This is a genomic window from Streptomyces sp. NPDC052020, from assembly GCF_040680575.1.
Lineage (GTDB): Bacteria > Actinomycetota > Actinomycetes > Streptomycetales > Streptomycetaceae > Streptomyces.
This window is the reverse complement of sequence record NZ_JBFAWY010000003.1, coordinates 171,745-186,582: the sequence shown is the minus strand read 5'-3', so window position 1 is coordinate 186,582 and position 14,838 is coordinate 171,745. Positions and strand designations below refer to the sequence as shown.

The window sequence follows — 14,838 nt, the reverse complement described above, 5'->3', positions numbered from 1 at the left end:
CACCGGCCCGCGACCTCACCGCCGTACGGGCCCCCTCCCCCCGCGGGACGGGGCCCTCGCGCGTGTCGGGCTAGGCTCGCCGCATGTCACGCATCGACGGCCGCACCCCCGAACAGCTCCGCCCCGTCACCATCGAACGCGGCTGGAGCAAGCACGCCGAAGGCTCCGTCCTCGTCTCCTTCGGCGACACCAAGGTCCTGTGCACCGCCTCCGTCACCGAAGGCGTCCCCCGCTGGCGCAAGGGCAGCGGCGAAGGCTGGGTCACCGCCGAATACTCCATGCTGCCCCGCGCCACCAACACCCGCGGCGACCGCGAGTCCGTCAAGGGCAAGATCGGCGGCCGCACCCACGAGATCAGCCGCCTCATCGGCCGCTCCCTGCGCGCCGTCATCGACTACAAGGCCCTCGGCGAGAACACCATCGTCCTCGACTGCGACGTCCTCCAGGCCGACGGCGGCACCCGCACCGCCGCCATCACCGGCGCCTACGTCGCCCTCGCCGACGCCGTCGCCTGGGCCCAGGCCAAGAAGATCGTCCGGGCCGGACGCCGTCCCCTCACCGGCACCGTCGGCGCCGTCTCCGTCGGCATCGTCGGCGGCGTCCCCATGCTCGACCTCTGCTACGAAGAGGACGTGCGCGCCGAGACCGACATGAACGTCGTCTGCACCGGCGACGGACGCTTCGTCGAGGTCCAGGGCACCGCCGAGGCCCAGCCCTTCGCCCGCGAGGAACTCGACGCCCTCCTCGACCTCGCCGTCGGCGGCTGCACCGAACTGGCCACCCTCCAGCGCAAGGCGCTTGATACGGTCCTCGAAAGGTAAAGAGCACACCAAGCGGGGGCGAACGCGAGGCGGCCGGGCGCGCAACTCGGCCGCCCGCCACCGCGTCCTTACGCACACAGGCGCACCCGCCAGCACACCGCCCGAACGGGAGGACCGCACCCATGGCCGCGACCCGCAGCCGCCGCCGCACCGCCATCGCCGCCGCGGCCCTGGCCGCCACCGCCCTCACCGCCGCCCTGGCCACCGGCTGCGACGCCGTCGACAAGGCGCTCGACTGCGTCCAGACCGCCGACGCCATCGCCGACAGCGTCACCGAGCTCCAGCAGGCCGTGGAGAACGCCGCCGACGACCCCGCCCGGCTCCGGGAGTCCCTCGACTCCATCGAGAAGAACCTCAACAAGATCGGCGACAGGACCGACGACGCCGACGTCAACCAGGCCGTCGACGACCTCGGCAAGGCCGTCGGCAACGTCCGCACGGCCGTCGAGAACGGCGACGCCACTCCCGACATCGGCCCGGTCACCGACGCGGCCGGCGAGCTGACCCGGGTCTGCACGCCGTGAGCGAGCGGTCGTGGGGACCGGAATACTGGACCCCATGACCCGCTTGATCCTCGCCACCCGCAACGCCGGAAAGATCACCGAGCTGAAGGCCATCCTGGCCGAGGCCGGCCTGCCGCACGAGCTGGTGGGCGCCGACGCCTACCCCGAGGTACCCGACGTGAGGGAAACGGGCGTCACCTTCGCCGAGAACGCCCTGCTCAAGGCCCACGCCCTCGCCCAGGCCACCGGCCTGCCCGCCGTCGCCGACGACTCCGGCCTGTGCGTCGACGTCATGAACGGCGCCCCCGGCATCTTCTCCGCCCGCTGGGCCGGCCGCCACGGCGACGACAAGGCCAATCTCGACCTGCTCCTGGCCCAGCTCGCGGACATCGCCGACGAACACCGTGCCGCCCACTTCGCCTGTGCCGCGGCCCTCGCCCTGCCCGACGGCACGGAACGGGTCGTCGAGGGCCGGCTGCGGGGCGTCCTGCGCCACGAGCCCGCCGGCTCGGGCGGCTTCGGCTACGACCCGATCCTCCAGCCGGAGGGCGAGACGCGCACCTGCGCGGAGCTGACGGCGCAGGAGAAGAACGCCATCAGCCACCGGGGGAAGGCGTTCCGGGCGCTGGTACCGGTGGTGCGGGAGCTGCTGGGCTGAAACGCCGAACGCCGAACGCCGAACGCCGAACGATGAACGAAGGGGCCGTCCGTTTCGGACGGCCCCTTCGCCGCATGGGCCCGGTGGGACTCGAACCCACGACACACCGGACCTAAACCGGCGCCCTCTGGCCAGCTGGGGTACGGGCCCGCAGCGCCGCCTACTCTACTGGGCGGCGGCCGCGGCGTTGCGCCGCCTGGGAACGGGACCTCAGATCCCCAGATCCTTGATGACCTTGGCCACGTGCCCGGTCGCCTTCACGTTGTACAGGGCCCGCTCGACCTTGCCCTCCGCGTCCACGATCACCGTGGAGCGGATGACGCCGACGACCGTCTTGCCGTACAGCTTCTTCTCGCCGAAGGCGCCGTACGCCTCCAGCACGGACTTGTCCGGGTCGGCGAGGAGCGTGACCTTCAGCGATTCCGCCTCGCGGAACCTGGCCAGCTTCTCCGGCTTGTCGGGCGAGATGCCGACGACGTCGTAGCCGGCACCGGCCAGGAGGTCCAGGTTGTCCGTGAAGTCGCAGGCCTGCTTCGTGCAGCCCGGGGTGAGGGCGGCGGGGTAGAAGTAGACGATGACCTTGCGGCCCTGGTAGTCGGAGAGGGACACCTCGTTGCCGTCGGCGTCCTGGAGGGTGAAGGCGGGGGCCACGTCCCCGGGCTGGAGTCGCTCGCTCATCGATCTAGCGTAACCGGGGGTCCTGACCGTGCGGCGCGGCGGGAAGCTGACAGACTGTCCAGAACAGCATCAGCTTCACTTCGGAGGCCGTACGGTGGCGGACACGTCGGACACGAGAACCCCGGCGCAGATCGAGGCGGACATCAGGCGCCGTCGCGAGGTGCTGGCCGAGACGCTCGACGAGATCGGGGTGCGCGTGCACCCCAAGACGATCATGGGGGACGCGAAGGCCAAGGTGGTCGCCAACGTCGATCACACGCTCGGCCGGGCCTACGTCGGCGTCAATCGCGCGGTCAGCGATGTGAGGGCGCGGTTCGTGGACGAGGAGGGCGCGCCCCGGATGGAGCGGATCGTGCCCGTCGCCCTCGTCGTGGTCGGCGTGGTGGGGCTGCTCGCCCTCGGCGGCCGGCGGCGCAAGAGCTGACAAAGGCCGGTTTCGGGCCACCCACCCGTCCACGGACTCGTCGAAGGCAGGTAGGTTCAGGGGCGTGAGCGCCAACAGAAACGAGCACAGCACCCAGCACGACAAGCTGCCCATCCGGATGCTGCACGACCGCGTACTCGTGCGGCAGGACACGAGCGAGGGCGAGCGGCGTTCGGGGGGCGGAATCCTGATTCCCGCCACGGCGGCGGTCGGCCGCCGGCTGGCGTGGGCCGAGGTGGTCGCCGTGGGCCAGAACGTGCGGACCGTGGAGCCGGGCGACCGGGTCCTGTTCGACCCGGAGGACCGCGCCGAGGTGGAGGTGCGGGGAGTCGCGTACGTGCTGATGCGCGAGCGCGATCTGCACGCCGTGGCCGCGGACCGGTTCGAGGGGTCGGAGGACTCGACCGGGCTGTACCTGTAGGCGTCCGGGCCGTGGCCGCGCGCCTCGGCAGATCAGCAGATCTGTGGTCCCGCGGTTCGTCGGCCGTGGGCGCCCGAAGGGGCCGGTGACCAGCGTCACCGGCCCCTTCGGCCTTTCTTTGCTACGTTGGAAGGACCCCGACGAGACGCGCCGTACCGGGTGAAGGCAAAGACGACGCACCCCGTTCCGTTCTTATGCCGTTCGCTTTCGGAGGTGCCGTCATGGCCTGGGTTCTGCTGATCGTCGCGGGTCTGCTCGAGGTCGGCTGGTCGATCGGGATGAAGTACACCGACGGCTTCACCCGCCTCGTCCCCAGTCTGCTCACCGGAGCCGGCATCGTCGGCAGCATGGTGCTGCTGTCGTACGCCGCCCGTACCCTGCCCATCGGCACCGCCTACGGCGTGTGGGTCGGCATCGGGGCGGCCGGTGCGGCGGTGCTCGGCATGGTGGTGCTGGGTGAGCCGGCGACCGCCGCCCGGATCTTCTTCATCTGTCTGCTGCTGGTCGCCGTGGTGGGGCTGAAGGCGACCTCCGGTCACTGACCGGGAACCGTCACTCGCGGCGGTACTGGGGCTGCGGAGCCCCGGCCGTCGGCCCGGCGCCGCCGTCCCCGGTGCCGCCCTCCGGCGTGCCGCCGCCGGTGTCGCCGCCCTCGCCGGTGCCGTCCTGCGGGGCGCCCGTGCCGCTGCCGGGCGCCGTCCCGCCGGTCGGGACGGCGGCCGCGCCGCCGTCCTCGGCGCCGCTGCCCTCGGTCGCGGCGCCGTCCCCGGTGCTTTGGCTCGGCTCCGGCGACGGGCTGGCGCCCTCCGGCCGGCCCGACGGGGTGGCGGCGTCGGTGGGCTCGCCCGAGCCCGCGCCGGCCGAGGGGCTCGCGGGCAGGGGCTGCACGGTGTCGGCGCCGGCCTGGAGCCGGAGGTCGAAGTCGCGGACCGGCTCGCCCTTCAGCGCGTCCCGGGTGTACTGGGCCCAGATGTCGGTGGGCGCGCCGCCGCCGTTGATCCGCGGCAGGCCCATCACGCCGTACAGCGACTTGTGCCGGGCGGTCACCGGGTCCTGGCCCATGACGGCGACGACGGTGGCGAGGTCGGGGGTGTAGCCCGCGAACCAGGCCGCCGTGTCCTCCTCCGCGGTGCCGGTCTTGCCCGCCGCGGGGCGGCCGGCGTTCTGGGCGGCGGTGGCGGTGCCGTTCTGGACGACGCCGCGCAGCACGGAGGTGGTGGTGTCGGCGGCCTGGCGGCTGACGGCCTGCCGCTCCTGCCGGGCGGGCAGCTCGATCTCCTGCTTGCCGTCCTTGGTGACCTTCTCGACCAGCGTGTACGTGCCGTGCTCGCCGTGGTTGGCGAGCGTGGCGTAGGCCTCGGCCATGTCGAGCACGCTGGCGGTCGCCGTGCCCAGGGCGATGGACGGGCTCGGGTACATGTTGGGGGTGTCGGCCGGCAGCCCGAGGTCGACCGCGGTCTGCTTGACCTTGTCGGAGCCGACGTCGACCGCCATCTGCGCGTAGACCGCGTTCACGGACTTGTCGGTGGCCTCGCGGACGGTGATGCCGCCGTAGGAGTGCTGGTCCTCGTTCTCGGGGGCGTAGTAGCCGCCGTCCCAGCCCTGCACGGGCCGCTTGTTGGTGCCGTCGTAGACGGTGTTCGGGGTGATCGCGCGGCCGTCCTGGGTGCGGGATCCGTTCTCGACGGCCGAGGTGAACACGAACGGCTTGAAGGTGGAGCCGACCTGGAAGTCGCGGCGGGTGGCGTTGGGGGTGTACTGCTTCACGTAGTCGATGCCGTTGTACATCGCGACGACCTTGCCGGTCTTCGGGTCGACGGAGGCACCGCCCGCGCGGACGTAGGTGTCGACCTCGCGGTTGGGGTCGAGCTTCGACATCAGCTGGTCGTCGACGGCCTTGACGAAGGCGTCCTGCTTGTCCTTCTCCAGGGTGGTGGTGATGCGGTAGCCGCCCGCGTCGAGGGACTCCTCGTCGACGATCTTGTTCTTGATCAGGTAGTCCGTGACGATCTGGACGATGTAGCCGCGCTGCCCGGACAGGCCGGTGGAGACGGTGGTCTCCTTCGGCATGGGGAACGTCATGCCGTCCCGCTCGGACCGGGTGAGCCAGCCCTTCTTGACCATGCCGTCCAGGACGTAGTTCCAGCGGCTCTGGGCGGCGGCCTTGTTCTCCGGGTGGGCGATGACGTCGTACTCGCTGGGCGCGTTGAGCAGGGCGGCGAGGTAGGCGCCGCGGGCCGGGTCCAGGTCGGTGGCGTCCACGCCGTAGTACGCCTGGGCGGCGGCCTGGATGCCGTAGGCGTTGCGGCCGAAGTAGCTGGTGTTGAGGTAGCCCTCCAGGATCTCGTTCTTGCTCTTCTCGCGGTCCAGCTTGATCGCGATGAAGAACTCCTTCACCTTGCGGGTGACGGTCTGCTCCTGGCCCAGGTAGTAGTTCTTGACGTACTGCTGGGTGATGGTCGAGCCGGACTGCTTCCCCTTGCCGGTGGCGGTGTTCCAGGCGGCGCGGATCATGGCGGTGGGGTCGACGGCGGACTCGGTGTAGAAGTCGCGGTCCTCGGCGGCCAGCACGGCGTGCTGGGCGTCCTTGGAGATATGGGCGAGCGAGACGCTCTCCCGGTTGACCTCGCCGTCGCGCGCGAGCTGGCTGCCGTCGGCGTACAGGAAGACGTTGCTCTGCTTGGTGGCGAGCGCGTTGGCGGGCGGGATCTTGACCAGCGAGTAGCCGAGGAAGAGGCCGCCGGCCAGCAGCACCAGGCCGACGACGCAGACGGCCAGCGTCATCCGCCAGGTGGGGAACAGCCGGCGCCAGCCGGTGCGCCTGCGTGTGGTCGGCTTGTCGCCTCCGGGTTCGTCGGCCGCCTGGGGCGTGCCCGGTGCCCAGCCCTTGTTCGGCTGCTGCGGCTCGTCGCTCATGTCGTGCACGGACTCCTGTTGTCGCGTCGTACGTTCCCGTACGGCCTCGTACGCCAAATGCGTCCCCCCTGAAGACTCCCGCACCGCGCGTTCCGTTCCCGGTGACCGGCGCGCACGCGAAAAATCCCGTGGCTCGCCGACGGCCGGCGCACTAGGCTCCTGCGCTTCGGTGCCCGGCGGGTCAGGAGGGCGGTGGGTGTGGGCGCGGGGCGGTTGTACGCGGCCGTGGCGGCGGGGGGCTTCCGACGGTACGCGACCTATCGGGCGGCCACTGCGGCCGGGGTGTTCACCAACACCGTCTTCGGACTGATCCTGGTCCAGGTCCATCTGGCCCTGTGGGCGCGGAATCCGCAGCTCGGGGGGTACGACCAGGCGCAGGCGGTCACCTATGTGTGGCTCGGCCAGGCGTTCTTGTCCACGCTGGCGATCGGCGGCGGGGGCGTCGAGGACGAACTGATGGAACGCATCCGGACGGGTGATATCGCCGTCGACCTGTACCGGCCGGCCGATCTCCAGCTGTGGTGGCTGGCCGCCGATCTGGGCCGGGCGCTGTTCCAGCTGCTGGGGCGCGGGGTGGTGCCGTTCGCCGTCGGGGCGCTGTTCTTCCCGGCCCGGCTGCCCGGGGACGTGGCGGCCTGGGCGGCGTTCGCGGTCGCGGTGGCGCTGGCGATGGTGGTGAGCTTCGCGATCCGGTTCCTGGTGGCGCTGTCGGCGTTCTGGCTGCTGGACGGCACGGGGGTGCTGCAACTGGCGTGGATCGCGGCGTTCTTCTGCTCGGGGATGCTGCTGCCGCTGAACGTGTTCCCGGGGGCGCTCGGGGAGGTCGTACGGGCCCTGCCGTGGTCGTCGCTGCTCCAGGGACCGGCGGATGTGCTGCTGGGGGAGGCCGATCCGCTGGGCACGTACGCCTTCCAGGCCGGGTGGGCGCTGGCGCTGCTGGCGGCGGGGCGGCTGGTGCAGTCGGCGGCGACCCGGAGGGTGGTGGTGCAGGGTGGGTGAGGCGGGCGTGCGGCCGCGCGACGGCGGCGGCCCGGGCGGTGTGGCGCGGGGGCCGGGTGGCGGCCGGGTGGCCGAGGGGCTGCGGGCCTACCTGCTGATCGCGGCGATGTGGATCCGCTCCACGATGGCCTACCGGGCGTCCTTCGTGATGACCACGGTGGCGAGTTTCGTGGTGACCGGGCTGGACTTCGTCGCGATTTTGCTGATGTTCTCCCGGGTGGAGGCGCTCGGCGGCTGGTCGCTGCCGGAGATCGCCTTCCTGTACGGCCTGTCCAATCTCGCCTTCGGACTCGCCGACCTCGCGATCGGCTCGGTGGAGCGGCTGGGGCGCCGGGTGCGGGACGGCACGCTGGACACGCTGCTGGTGCGCCCGGCGCCGGTGCTGGCGCAGCTGGCGGCGGACCGGTTCGCGCTGCGCCGCGTGGGCCGGCTCGCGCAGGGCGCGCTGGTGCTGGGCTGGGCGCTGGCGGCGGTCGAGGCGGACTGGACGCCGGACAGGCTGCTGCTGATGCCGGTGATGGTGGTGAGCGGGGCGGCGATCTTCTGCGCGGTGTTCGTGGCGGGGGCGGCGTTCCAGTTCGCGGCCCAGGACGCGGCCGAGGTGTCGAACGCGTTCACCTACGGCGGGACGACGCTGCTCCAGTACCCGCCGGTGCTGTTCGCGCAGGAGCTGGTGCGGGGGGTGACGTTCGTGCTGCCGCTGGCGTTCGTCAACTGGCTGCCGGCGTCGTATGTGCTGGGGCGGCCGTATCCGCTGGATCTGCCGTCGTGGACGGCGTTCGCCTCGCCGGTGGCCGCCGGGGTGTGCTGCGCGCTGGCCGGGCTGGCGTGGCGGGCGGGGCTGCGTTCCTACCGGAGTACGGGGAGCTAGGGATCATGGACGACGGTTTCATCGTGCTCGACGGGGTCGAGAAGGTCTTCGACGTGCGCCGCAGGACGGGCTTCCTCAAACGGGAGCGGCGGCGGGTGCGGGCGGTGGACGGGCTGTCGTTCACCGTGGCGCGGGGGGAGATGGTCGGCTACATCGGGCCGAACGGCGCCGGGAAGTCCACCACGATCAAGATGCTCACCGGCATCCTCACCCCGAGCGGGGGCCGGCTGCGGGTGGCCGGCATCGACCCCTCCCGGGAGCGGACCCGGCTGGCGCACCGCATCGGGGTGGTGTTCGGGCAGCGTACGACCCTGTGGTGGGATCTGCCGCTGATCGACTCCTACCGGCTCGCGCACCGCATGTACCGCATCCCGGACGCCCGCTACCGGGAGAACCTCGACCGGTGCGTGGAACTGCTCGGACTGGGCGGTCTGCTGGACGTCCCGGTGCGGCAGCTGTCGCTGGGCCAGCGGATGCGCGGCGACATCGCGGCGGCCCTGCTGCACGATCCGGAGGTGCTCTACCTCGACGAGCCGACGATCGGCCTGGACGTGGTCTCCAAGGGGAGAGTGCGGGAGTTCCTGCGGGACCTGAACGCCGAGCGCGGCACCACGGTGCTGCTGACCACGCACGACCTCCAGGACATCGAGCAGCTGTGCTCGCGGGTGATGGTCATCGACCACGGGCGGCTGATGTACGACGGCCCGGTGGCCGGGCTGCACGAGGCGGGGGAGAGCGAACGGACCCTGGTGGTGGACCTGGCGCGGGAGCTGCCCCCGATCGACGCCCCGGCACCGGCGCGGGTGGTGCGGGTGGAGGGGCCCCGGCAGTGGCTGGCGTTCCCGGCGTCCCAGCCGGCGGCCGCTCTGGTGGCGCGGATCGCGGCGGAGTACCCGCTGGTCGACCTGTCGGTGCGGGAGCCGGACATCGAGACCGTGATCGCGCGGATGTACGAGGATCGGGCAAGCGCGTAGTGCCGTGCGCGACCGCCCCGTAGGCTGCTGTTATGACCGACGACGCCCCGGAGCTGCGCGCCTCCGACGCCGACCGCCAACGAGTCGCCGAGGTCCTGGGGGACGCCCTCGCGGAGGGCCGGCTGGACATGGCGGAGTTCGAAGAGCGGCTGGAGGCCGCCTACCGGGCCCGGACGTACGGGGAGCTCGCGCCGCTCACCCGGGATCTGCCGGCCGGCACCGCGCACCGGGTGCCGCTGACGAAGGAGCCCGCTGAGCACAGGGGGTGGGCGGACCGGATCAGGCGGCGAGGGGACGTCCTCGTGGGCCGCCGCCGTCATGTCCGGGTTCCAGCGCACGGGCCGCTGGACGGTGCCGAAGCGGTTCGACTGCTTCGTCTTCTGGGGCGGGGGCGAGATCGACCTGCGGGAGGCCGTCTTCGCGGACCGCGAGGTCGTGATCAACTGCGTCGCGGTCATGGGCGGGATGACGGTGATCGTGCCGCCCGGCGTCGAGGTGGTGGTGCGCGGCCTGGGGATCATGGGCGGGTTCGACCACCGCGAGGAGGGCGTGCCCGGCGATCCCGGCGCCCCGCGCGTGATCGTGACCGGGTTCGCCTTCTGGGGCGGCGTGGGCGTGGAGCGCAAGCCGGCCCGGGCGGAGGAGCGGCGGCTGAAGGAGGAGCGCCGCCGGGAGCGGCTGGAGCGCAAGGCCGAGAGGAAGCGGCTGCGGGACTCGGTCCGGCAGGACGTGGCGGAGGCCCACCGCCGGATGCTGGAGGACCACCGCCGGATGCTGGAGGAGCACCGCGACCCGACGCGCGGCCCGCACGGCGTGGGCGCCGCGGACGACCGGCGCGAGCGGGAGCGGCGCCGGGACGAGGAGGGCTGAGGGACGGCCGGGCCGGGCCCTCGTCCCGCGGCCGGTCCCGCGGTGGCCCGGTGCGCGGCGCTGCTCACAGCTCCGCAGGGGCCGCCCCCTTCAGGTCCTCCAGGTCGAACACCTGCCCCATCCGCGCGTACCCCCGGTCGCTGGGGTGCAGATGGTCGCCGCAGTCGTAGTCGGAGCGCAGCCGGCGCGGGTCGTACGGGTCGCGCAGCGCCTGGTCGAAGTCGACGACGGCGTCGAACACCCGGCCCGCCCGGATCTCCGCGTTGATCCGCTGCCGTACCGCCTCCCGGGCGGCCGTGTAGCCGCGGTGGCCGCCGAACGGCGTCACGGTCGCGCCGACGACCTTCAGCCCCCGCGCGTGGGCCTGGCCGGTCATGGTGCGCAGCCCGTCCAGGATCCGGTCCGGGTCGGCGGCGCCCCGGTGGCGCAGGATGTCGTTGACGCCGAGGGCGATGACGACGGCCTTGACGTTGGTGCGGCCCAGCACGTCCCGGGGGAACCGCTCGATGCCGCTGGGGTTGTCGGCCGGGCGGCCCCGCCCCGGGGTCAGCACCCGGTTGCCGCTGATGCCCTCGTTGACGACGCCGTAGCGGGGCACGTCCCGGCCGGCCGCCACCGCCGCGCGCAGCCGCGCGGCGAGGACGTCGGTCCAGCGGCGGTTGGCGTCCATGGTGGAGGAGACGCCGTCGGTGATCGAGTCGCCGATGACGACGACGGTGCCCTCCGCCTCGTTGCTCAGTACGTCCAGCGCGGTCAGATAGCGCCAGTACGAGGTCCGCTCGGTGTACGCGGCGGGGGTGACGTCCTCGGTGCGGTCGCCGTCGGCGAGGTAGCTGGTCTGCCGCGCGTGCGGGTGGTAGGTGACCGGGCCCGAGGGGACGGGGGAGTAGGTGGTGACCAGGAGGTCGGCGTCGTGCGGCACGGCGAGGCGGGCGGCGTCGCTGGTCACCTGGCCGCCGGCCGGGATGACGACCCGCGGGCCGCCGGTGAACGTCAGCCGCCGCATGGTGCCGGGGACCGCGGCGGCGGAGCCGTCGCCGGCCGCCAGGGCGAGGGAGGCGTGGGTGATGGTCAGCGGGGTGCGCCCGTAGAGATTGGACAGCGTGACGCGGGCACTCGTACCGCCGACGGTCGTGTGCACCACGTTGCGTACCGAGCGGCCCGCCAGGCCGGCCGTCCCGGTGCCCGGCTCGGCCGCGGCCGGAGCGGTGGACCAGGTGCCGACCCAGGTGCCGGTGGAGGCGGGTGCGGCGGAGTTGTGCGGGTGCCGGCCCCCGGCCGGGCCGCCGCTCGTGCTCGTGCCGTCGTCGGCCGCGACCCCGGCGTAGAGCGCGGCGGACAGGGCCACGATCGTCGCGACGACCGCGGCGAGCAGGGCGTAGCCACGACCCCGGGTCATGCTGTGCTGTTCTCCTCGGGTGACGGGAGCCCGAGGCTCCGATCCGATGAGCCCATGATGCGTCATGGGCCGGGGGCGGCCGGCGGGGACCCCGCGGCGTTTCCCCCGACCGGACAGACGCCGGGAACTTGTGTTCCGTTCCAGGAGTCGGTCAGGAAGGGACAATGTGTGCGGGATCACCGGACGGGTGGAGCGGATGGAACGGTCGAAAACGGAACTTCCCGACAAGGTCGGGGGCGCCACCGCGGGCGGTGCCGGTGGGCAGCCTGCCCGCCCCGGCGCCATGACGAACCGCGCGATGGCCACGTTCAGCCCTGCGGACGAGGAGAAACGGCGCGGGGTGCGCCGTATGAAGCTCACCGCCACCGGGCTGCTGCTGTTCGTCGCGCTGGTGTACGCCCTGGCGGAGTGGGCCTCCCACGCGGGCGCGGGCGCCTGGGCGGGCTATGTCTCCGCCGCCGCCGAGGCCGGCATGGTCGGCGCGCTCGCCGACTGGTTCGCCGTCACCGCCCTCTTCCGCCGCCCCCTCGGCCTGCCCATCCCGCACACCGCGATCATCCCCACCAAGAAGGACCAGCTCGGCGTCTCGCTCGGCGAGTTCGTCGGGGAGAACTTCCTGTCCGAGGACGTCGTACGGCAGCGGCTGCGCGCCGTCGGCATAGGCAGCCGGCTCGGGGCCTGGCTCGCCGTCCCCGACCACGCCGACCGGGTCACGGCGGAGCTGTCGGCCGCCCTGCGCGGCGCCCTGACCGTGCTGCGGGACTCCGATGTGCAGGCGGTCGTCGGGGAGGCGATCACGCGCCGCGCGGGCGCCCAGGAGATCGCCCCCGGCATCGGCAAGATGCTGGAGAAGGTCGTCGCCGACGGCGGCCACAAGCGGGCCGTCGACCTCGTCGTGACCCGCGCCCATGACTGGCTGGTGGTGCACGGCGACTCCGTGATGGACGCCGTGCAGGGCGGCGCGCCCGGCTGGACGCCCCGGTTCGTGGACCGCAAGGTCGGCGAGCGCGTCTACCGGGAGCTGCTGCGGTTCGTCACCGAGATGCGCGACATGCCCGCCCACCCGGCGCGCGGCGCCCTCGACCGCTTCCTCGCCGACTTCGCCTCCGACCTCCAGTCCGACACCGACACGCGCGCGCGGGTGGAACGGCTGAAGTCGGAGGTGCTGGGCCGCGGCGAGGTGCAGGACCTGATCGCGTCCGCCTGGACGGCCGTACGATCCATGATCGTCTCCGCGGCGGAGGACGAGCGCAGCGAACTGCGGCTGCGGGTGCGGGCCTCGCTGCTCTCCCTGGGCGCCCGGATGGCCTCCGACGCGAAGATCCAGGGCAAGGTCGACTCCTGGCTCGAGGGCGCCGCCGTGTACGTCGTCACCACCTACCGGCGGGAGATCACGTCCCTGATCACCGACACGGTGGCGGGCTGGGACGCCGAGCACACCACGAAGAAGATCGAGGCGCACATCGGCCGCGACCTTCAGTTCATCCGCATCAACGGCACGGTGGTCGGCTCTCTCGCCGGGCTGCTGATCTACACCGTCTCCCGCATGCTGGGAGCGTAGCCCGGGTCCGGCGGGCGTGATCCCCGAACTCCCGGGCACCTGGGAGGGGGTCGCTCAACGGAGAGGGAGCCATGACAGCAGCATCGTCGCCAGCGTCGTCGCCGGAACCGGCCTCCGTGCCCGCTGCCACCGGAACCGTCACCACGTCCGTGCCCGCCCGCCTCGACCGGCTGCCCTGGTCGCGGTGGCACTGGATGATCGTCATCGGGCTCGGCACCGTGTGGATCCTGGACGGCCTGGAAGTCACCATCGTCGGCAACGTCGCCGGCCGCCTCGCCGAGGAAGGCAGCGGCCTGGAGATCACCTCCGCCCAGGTCACCGGTCTGGCCGCCGCCCTGTATGTGGCGGGTGCCTGCTCCGGCGCCCTGTTCTTCGGCTGGCTGACCGACCGCTACGGCCGCAAGAAGCTGTTCATGGCGACTCTGGCCGTCTATCTCGCCGCGACCGCGCTGACCGCGCTGTCGTTCGAGTCCTGGTGGTTCTTCCTCTTCCGGTTCCTGACGGGCTTCGGCATCGGCGGCGAGTACGCGGCCATCAACTCCGCCATCGACGAGCTGATCCCCTCCCTCTACCGGGGCCGGGTCGACCTGATCATCAACGGCAGCTACTGGCTGGGCGCGGTCGGCGGTGCCCTGCTGTCCATCGTCATGCTGGACACCGCGATCTTCCCCAAGGATCTCGGCTGGCGGCTCAGTTTCGCCCTCGGCGTCGTCCTCGGCCTGGTGATCCTGCTGGTGCGGCGGCACGTCCCGGAGAGTCCGCGCTGGCAGTTCATCCACGGCCGCGGCGAGGACGCCGAACGGCTCCTGACGGACGTCGAGCGGGAGGTCGAACGGGAGAAGGGCGAGAAGCTGCCGCCGCCCGCCGGTGAGATCACCATCCACCAGCGCAAGAGCATCGGCTTCGGCCTGATCGCCAAGACCGTCTTCGCCCGCTACCCGCGCCGCGCGGTCCTCGGCCTGTCCCTCTTCATCGGCCAGGCGTTCCTCTACAACGCCATCACCTTCGGCTTCGGCGCCATCCTCACCACGTTCTTCGACGTGCCGCCGGGCCGCACCGGCTACTACTTCGCCGTGATCGCCGCGGGCAACTTCATCGGCCCGCTGCTGCTCGGCAAGCTGTTCGACACGGTCGGCCGGCGCATCATGATCTCGTCCACGTACCTGCTGTCCGGCGTGCTGCTGTTCGGCACCGCCTGGCTCTTCGACCGCGGCTCGCTGTCGGCGGCCACCCTGACGGCGTGCTGGTGCGTGGTGCTGTTCTTCGCCTCCGCGGGTGCCTCCAGCGCCTACCTCACGGTCTCCGAGGTGTTCCCCATGGAGACCCGCGCCATGGCCATCGCCTTCTTCTACGCCCTCGGCACCGCCGCCGGCGGTATCAGCGGCCCGCTGATCTTCGCCGACCTCACCGAGTCCGGCGTCGTCCGCGACACGGTCCTCGCCTTCCAGATCGGCGCCGGTCTGATGTGCGCGGCCGGTCTGGTCGCCGCGTTCCTCGCGGTCAAGGCCGAACGCCGTTCGCTGGAGGACATCGCCCGGCCGCTGTCGGAGGCGGCGTCGGCCGCGGCGAGCGAGGTCCCGACGGCGGGCGGCAAGGGGACGCCGGGGGCGAATGCGGCGTCGGCGTGATGCCGGGGGCGGGTGCGGCGCCGGCGTGATGCCGGGGAGAGGTCGGGGCGGTACGGCGCCGGGGCATAGGGGGACGGCGCCGGCCGGGACCGGCCTCGCGCCGGCGTGAGCCGGG

General features: G+C 72.5%; 14 protein-coding genes, 1 tRNA gene, 1 pseudogene and 1 riboswitch. Of the genes and pseudogenes, 12 read left to right on the top strand and 4 right to left on the bottom strand.

What is annotated here, in order from left to right; genetic code table 11:
* Positions 1-83 precede the first annotated feature (83 nt).
* The 3 genes from rph to rdgB all read left to right on the top strand — a co-directional run bounded on the left by rph (position 84) and on the right by rdgB (position 1,982).
* Entirely contained in the window at positions 84-821 is a 738-nt protein-coding gene (rph, locus tag AB0L74_RS04185) for a ribonuclease PH (RefSeq protein ID WP_365645359.1), read from the top strand.
* Between the two features lie 122 nt (positions 822-943).
* Positions 944-1,345 (top strand): hypothetical protein, encoded by a 402-nt coding sequence (locus AB0L74_RS04180; RefSeq protein WP_365645357.1) that lies wholly within the window; start codon positions 944-946, stop codon positions 1,343-1,345.
* 34 nt (positions 1,346-1,379) lie between these two features.
* On the top strand, positions 1,380-1,982 hold the full coding sequence (gene rdgB, locus AB0L74_RS04175; protein ID WP_164394392.1) for an RdgB/HAM1 family non-canonical purine NTP pyrophosphatase: 603 nt from the start codon (positions 1,380-1,382) through the stop codon (positions 1,980-1,982).
* Between the two features lie 75 nt (positions 1,983-2,057).
* Here rdgB and AB0L74_RS04170 read toward each other — a convergent pair.
* Together AB0L74_RS04170 and bcp are read right to left on the bottom strand one after the other, a co-directional pair.
* Positions 2,058-2,132 (bottom strand) — tRNA-Leu (locus AB0L74_RS04170).
* Between the two features lie 60 nt (positions 2,133-2,192).
* Positions 2,193-2,660 (bottom strand): thioredoxin-dependent thiol peroxidase, encoded by a 468-nt coding sequence (gene bcp, locus AB0L74_RS04165; RefSeq protein ID WP_365645355.1) that lies wholly within the window; start codon positions 2,658-2,660, stop codon positions 2,193-2,195.
* Between the two features lie 94 nt (positions 2,661-2,754).
* On the opposite strand from bcp, the gene AB0L74_RS04160 reads away from it, so the two are divergent.
* From AB0L74_RS04160 to AB0L74_RS04150, 3 genes are all read left to right on the top strand, one after another.
* On the top strand, positions 2,755-3,084 hold the full coding sequence (locus AB0L74_RS04160; protein WP_365645353.1) for a DUF3618 domain-containing protein: 330 nt from the start codon (positions 2,755-2,757) through the stop codon (positions 3,082-3,084).
* Positions 3,085-3,148: 64 nt separating this feature from the next.
* On the top strand, positions 3,149-3,505 hold the full coding sequence (locus tag AB0L74_RS04155; protein WP_029381647.1) for a co-chaperone GroES: 357 nt from the start codon (positions 3,149-3,151) through the stop codon (positions 3,503-3,505).
* Positions 3,506-3,612: 107 nt separating this feature from the next.
* Positions 3,613-3,686: riboswitch (guanidine-III (ykkC-III) riboswitch) on the top strand.
* Between the two features lie 40 nt (positions 3,687-3,726).
* Positions 3,727-4,047 carry a multidrug efflux SMR transporter gene (locus AB0L74_RS04150; protein WP_029381646.1) on the top strand — a complete coding sequence of 107 codons (321 nt, stop codon included), beginning with the start codon at positions 3,727-3,729 and terminating at the stop codon, positions 4,045-4,047.
* Positions 4,048-4,057: 10 nt separating this feature from the next.
* Here AB0L74_RS04150 and AB0L74_RS04145 read toward each other — a convergent pair whose 3' ends face one another.
* Positions 4,058-6,421 (bottom strand): transglycosylase domain-containing protein, encoded by a 2,364-nt coding sequence (locus tag AB0L74_RS04145; protein ID WP_365645350.1) that lies wholly within the window; start codon positions 6,419-6,421, stop codon positions 4,058-4,060.
* A gap of 198 nt (positions 6,422-6,619) precedes the next feature.
* On the opposite strand from AB0L74_RS04145, the gene AB0L74_RS04140 reads away from it, so the two are divergent.
* The 4 genes and pseudogenes from AB0L74_RS04140 (at position 6,620) to AB0L74_RS04125 (ending at position 10,135) form a co-directional block, all read left to right on the top strand.
* Positions 6,620-7,420 (top strand): ABC-2 family transporter protein, encoded by an 801-nt coding sequence (locus AB0L74_RS04140; protein ID WP_365645552.1) that lies wholly within the window; start codon positions 6,620-6,622, stop codon positions 7,418-7,420.
* A 7-nt stretch (positions 7,421-7,427) separates the two neighbouring features.
* Positions 7,428-8,291 carry an ABC transporter permease gene (locus AB0L74_RS04135; RefSeq protein WP_365645550.1) on the top strand — a complete coding sequence of 288 codons (864 nt, stop codon included), beginning with the start codon at positions 7,428-7,430 and terminating at the stop codon, positions 8,289-8,291.
* A gap of 5 nt (positions 8,292-8,296) precedes the next feature.
* Positions 8,297-9,265 (top strand): ATP-binding cassette domain-containing protein, encoded by a 969-nt coding sequence (locus AB0L74_RS04130; protein ID WP_365645348.1) that lies wholly within the window; start codon positions 8,297-8,299, stop codon positions 9,263-9,265.
* Between the two features lie 32 nt (positions 9,266-9,297).
* Positions 9,298-10,135, top strand: a pseudogene (locus AB0L74_RS04125) (DUF1707 domain-containing protein).
* Between the two features lie 64 nt (positions 10,136-10,199).
* Here AB0L74_RS04125 and AB0L74_RS04120 read toward each other — a convergent pair.
* Entirely contained in the window at positions 10,200-11,534 is a 1,335-nt protein-coding gene (locus tag AB0L74_RS04120; RefSeq protein WP_365645346.1) for an SGNH/GDSL hydrolase family protein, read from the bottom strand.
* 196 nt (positions 11,535-11,730) lie between these two features.
* Here AB0L74_RS04120 and AB0L74_RS04115 point away from each other — a divergent pair, with 196 nt between their 5' ends.
* Both AB0L74_RS04115 and AB0L74_RS04110 read left to right on the top strand, forming a co-directional pair.
* Positions 11,731-13,095 carry a DUF445 domain-containing protein gene (locus tag AB0L74_RS04115; protein WP_365645344.1) on the top strand — a complete coding sequence of 455 codons (1,365 nt, stop codon included), beginning with the start codon at positions 11,731-11,733 and terminating at the stop codon, positions 13,093-13,095.
* A gap of 71 nt (positions 13,096-13,166) precedes the next feature.
* Positions 13,167-14,723: an MFS transporter gene (locus AB0L74_RS04110; RefSeq protein WP_365645342.1), complete on the top strand. Its 1,557-nt coding sequence runs from the start codon at positions 13,167-13,169 to the stop codon at positions 14,721-14,723.
* Positions 14,724-14,838: the final 115 nt, after the last annotated feature.